Genomic DNA, 4,010 nt, shown 5'->3' with positions numbered 1-4,010 from the left:
GAACGACCTATTTGCTCAATGTGTTCGGCTGAGATCGGAAATCAACCAAAAACTGCAAAAGGTAGCATTATTTGTTTAAACGTCTTGTTTTGTTACAAGCTGATTACATTCCAGTATTTTGGCTGATTTGCTGCTGAGGATTGATAGCTGATCTATTTACATGACCGAATTGAGCACGCTGTTCATTATTGCCGGTTTTAAACAGACACAAATGTGCTCGGGTTGAGGCTATTTCGTTTAAACAGATGGTGCTTGACTAATGGTAAGGAATATGCTCTAGGAAAGTAGTCGTTGGGTGTTCCTATAGTTTTGTCAACCGTCGGGGCTACTCCCGGTAGGGCACCCGGTCGCGCATCACGGCGTATATCGCCCTGAGCCGCTTCCTCGCGACGGCCTTGAGCGCCCGCCCGTGCCCCATGCCCCGCGCCCTGCAGGCCCGGTAGTACTCGCCGTAGCGCCCCGAGGACCTCACCAGGCTGTTGCACGAGAAGATCAGCAGGGACTTGAGCCTCGCGTCGCCGCGCCTGGACGCCCTGACCGACCTCACCGACGTTCCGGAGCTCCTCACCCTCGGGGCTATGCCGCAGTACGAGGCCAGGTGGTCGTGGTCCGGGAACCTCCCGATGTCGACCGACACCGCGAGCTGCGCCGCGGTCCTCGGGCCGATGCCGGGCACGGTGAGCAGGCACGCGTAGGTCTCGTCGCCCTCGAGCAGCGCCGCCGTCTCGGCCTCGAGGGCCCCGGCCTCGTCGAGGGCCTCCGATATCCGGGCGGCCAGGAACCTGACCTGCCTGTTCTCGGCCTCGACGAGCGCCGGCGGGGGCGCGGTGGAGGCGGCCGCGGCCTCCCCGGCGGCCTCGGCCCGCGGGCCCCCGGCCCCGGAGCGGGCGATCCCCCACGCCCCGCCGAACCCGGCGAGCAGCTCCAGCCACCGCCGGTCCGACAGGTGTTAGCGCTACTGTAAAAACAACCATTTTGACCAACGCTCAACAACCAATCATGCCAACGCAATCCCGCCATTTGCGCCAACGCATTTTCACCATTTCCACCAACGCCGGGGCTTACGCTTCGATCGACGAGCGAACGATGCTTTCGGGAGGAGCGGGCCGTGGCGGAGAAGAACCTGATCGGAGAGTTGGACATGTACAGGGAAGCGGGCATAAAGCCCAACTTCAGCGACATAGCGAAGCGCTACGGCAAGGACAGGCACACCGTGGCGTCGTACTGGAGGGCCGAGGGCGGGCGGCCCCACGACGGGCGCGGCGACAGGGCGGGCTCGTTCGACGCGCACATCGAGGAGGTGGCCGCCAAGGCGCAGCTGCCGGGAGTCACCAAGAAGGGCATCCACGAGTGGCTGCTGCACAGGTATCCCGGCGAGGACCTGGCCGGCTACAACGCCTTCACCCAGTTCATGCGCAAGAACGGCATCGCCGTCGGGGCCTCCGGCGGCCCGGAGCCGCACCCGCGCTTCGAGACGCCGCCCGGACTGCAGCTGCAGTTCGACTGGAAGGAGTCCGTCAAGATGGCGAACCGCGACGGCGAGCTGTTCGAGCTCAACGTGTTCGCGGCGACGCTGGGCCATTCCCGCAGGCACATATTCATCCGGTCGAGGACCAGGACGACCGACGACCTGGTCAGGTGCATGTACGCCACGATCGCGAGGCTCGGCGGCGTGCCGCGCGAGTGGGTCACGGACAACATGTCCGCCCTGGTGACGGTCAAGGGCGGCAGGCGCCTCAAGGTCCAGCGCGCGTACGAGTTCGCCAAGGCCGCCGGCTTCGAGCTGAAGCTGTGCCGCCCGCGCAGCCCCCAGACGAAGGGCAAGGTCGAGTCGTCGAACCGCTTCCTGTCGCGGCTCATGGCCTACCAGGGCGACTTCGACGGCTGGGACGACATCGACGAGATCGTCGCGCGGATCGAGGACGCCAGCAACTCCGAGCCCAACGAGACCACGGGGCTGCCTCCCTCCGCGCTGTTCATGGAGGAGAAGGACGCGCTGCTGCCCGTCGGCAACCTGCGCGCCCTCGAGGAGGCGATGGGCGACGTGGTGCGCGTGGCCAGGGTCCCGGCAACGATGCTGGTGGGCGCGCACGGCGAGCCCATGTCGGTGCCCAGGCGCTGCATCGGCAGGCCCGCCCGCATCGTCTGCATGCCCGGCGGCGCGATGGACTGCTACGTCGGCGGCGAGCTGGTGGCCACGCACGTGGCGGGCGGGCCGGCCTACGACCCGGCGCACTACGCCGAGGCCATGGCCGGCAAGCGGTGGTTCGGCGACGCCGCCGGCGACATCGAGGCGGCCGCCGCGGCCAACCTCGGCCTGCTCGACTCGATAGGGGGCTCGCTGTGAGCGCCGCCGTGCAGGCCAGCCCCCTCAACCGCCTGGCGGCCAACCTCGAGGAGCTGGGGCTCGAGGGCATGGCGTCGTCGGTGCCCGAGTACGTCAGGCTCGTCGCCGACGGGAGGAAGGGCCTGGTCGACGCCATGCTCGAGCTCACCGACGCCCAGATAGCCCTCAAGCGGCGCGCCGACGACGAGCGCCGCACGAGGATGGCCAACTTCCCCTACATAAAGACGCTGGCCGACTTCGACTGGGGCTTCCAGCCGAGCGTGCCGCGCGGGCTGGTCGAGCAGCTGGCCACGCTCGAGTTCATCGACCGCGGCGACAACGTCGTGCTCGTCGGCAGCCCGGGCGTCGGCAAGACCCACCTGTCGATAGCCATAGGCCACGAGGCGGTGATGGCCCGCAAGCAGGTGTACTTCGCCGACTGCTCGAGGCTGGTCGAGGACCTCAAGCACGCCTCGGCGAAGGAGGCGCTGGCGCGCAGGATGCGGTTCTACGAGCACTGCAGCCTGCTGATAATAGACGAGCTCGGCTACCTCGACATCGGCAAGGAGGGCGCCGACCTGCTGTTCCAGCTGGTCAACAGGCGCTACGCGCTAAAGCGGTCGACCGTCGTCACGACCAACGTGCCGGTGGGCAGGTGGGGCGACGTGTTCGGCAGCAACGTCACGGCCTCGGCGGTGGCCGACAGGCTTTGCCACCATTGCGCGATGATCAAGATAACGGGACGGTCGTACCGCCTGAAGGACGTATCCATCGGCGGTGAGGACGGGAAGGAGGAGGGAGCCTAGACGCCGAAAGCGGCGCATCCGCGTTGGCGAATCCGGCGCATCCGCGTTGGCGCGATTGGCGAAAATACGTTGGTGAAAATGGTGAAAAATATATTGACGCTAACAACAGGTCGACCGCGGCCTCGAGGGCCGGGCAGGACTCGAGCAGCACCGCGCGCAGGCGGTTCTTGTCCCTGGTCGCGCAGGCGACGACGTGGTCGCGCTGCGACGAGAGGGCGCGGGCGGCCTCGAGGGCCTCGCCGCGGCCCGGGACCCCCGACAGGGAGTCCGGCACGCCCAGGGCGGTCCGCGCGATCACCTCGGCGTCGCGCTCGTCGGTCTTGGCCTCGCCGGCGAACAGCCCGGCGGCGCGGCTGGCGGCGAGGCCGGGCAGGTAGGCGACCGCCAGCCCCGCGGCACGGGCGCGCCTCACGGCGAGGGACCCTATGTTGCGGAACTGGTCGACGACGACGAGCGTGCCGGCGGGCGCGGAGGAGAACAGCGCGTCGAGAGCGCCCTCCCGGTTGCGGACGGGGGCGCTGGCCAGCACCTCCCCTCCGCGGTCGATCGGGCAGGCCCAGTGGGAGGACTTGCCGACGTCCAGGCCGAGCACGGCCGCGGGTCTGGTCGATGGCGCTTTCACGGTGGTATCCTTCCGGTAGTCGTTCGACCGGATGGCCTCCCCCTCGGCACTCACATTACCAGCCGCGGCGCCTGCCCGGCACTTTCCTATCAGCCGTCGGGGGCGGCGCGTCCCGCGCCGGCAGCACCCAACGGGCCCTCTCGGGGGCAGGGACGTTCGGCCGTGCGCGGGCGCCCGGTCGGCGGCCCGTTCTGGGCGCGCCTCAATCGTAGCCCGAGACGGGCCCGGGCTGACAATTTCGACTGTAATGGACGTT

At 67.7% G+C, this 4,010-nt stretch carries 4 protein-coding genes; 2 read left to right on the top strand and 2 right to left on the bottom strand.

The window, feature by feature from the left end; translation table 11 throughout:
* Positions 1-325 precede the first annotated feature (325 nt).
* The gene (locus DWW12_RS09825; protein ID WP_050766140.1) at positions 326-685 is read right to left on the bottom strand and encodes an IS110 family transposase; all 360 of its coding nucleotides are present in this window, start codon (positions 683-685) and stop codon (positions 326-328) included.
* 423 nt (positions 686-1,108) lie between these two features.
* Here DWW12_RS09825 and istA point away from each other — a divergent pair, with 423 nt between their 5' ends.
* A complete protein-coding gene (istA, locus tag DWW12_RS04650) occupies positions 1,109-2,347 on the top strand; it encodes an IS21 family transposase (protein WP_117855211.1) in 1,239 nt (412 codons plus the stop codon).
* Positions 2,344-3,132, top strand: a complete 789-nt coding sequence (istB, locus tag DWW12_RS04645; protein WP_117774414.1) for an IS21-like element helper ATPase IstB — start codon at positions 2,344-2,346, stop codon at positions 3,130-3,132. The genes istA and istB overlap by 4 nt, the downstream gene beginning before the upstream one ends.
* On the opposite strand, the gene DWW12_RS04640 is transcribed toward istB, so the two are convergent.
* Positions 3,056-3,754 carry a transposase gene (locus DWW12_RS04640; protein WP_199570689.1) on the bottom strand — a complete coding sequence of 233 codons (699 nt, stop codon included), beginning with the start codon at positions 3,752-3,754 and terminating at the stop codon, positions 3,056-3,058. The genes istB and DWW12_RS04640 overlap by 77 nt on opposite strands.
* Positions 3,755-4,010: the final 256 nt, after the last annotated feature.

Source organism: Collinsella sp. AF14-35, from assembly GCF_003464565.1.
In the GTDB taxonomy this organism is placed as follows: Bacteria; Actinomycetota; Coriobacteriia; order Coriobacteriales; family Coriobacteriaceae; genus Collinsella.
This window is presented reverse-complemented; position numbering and strand designations above follow the sequence as displayed.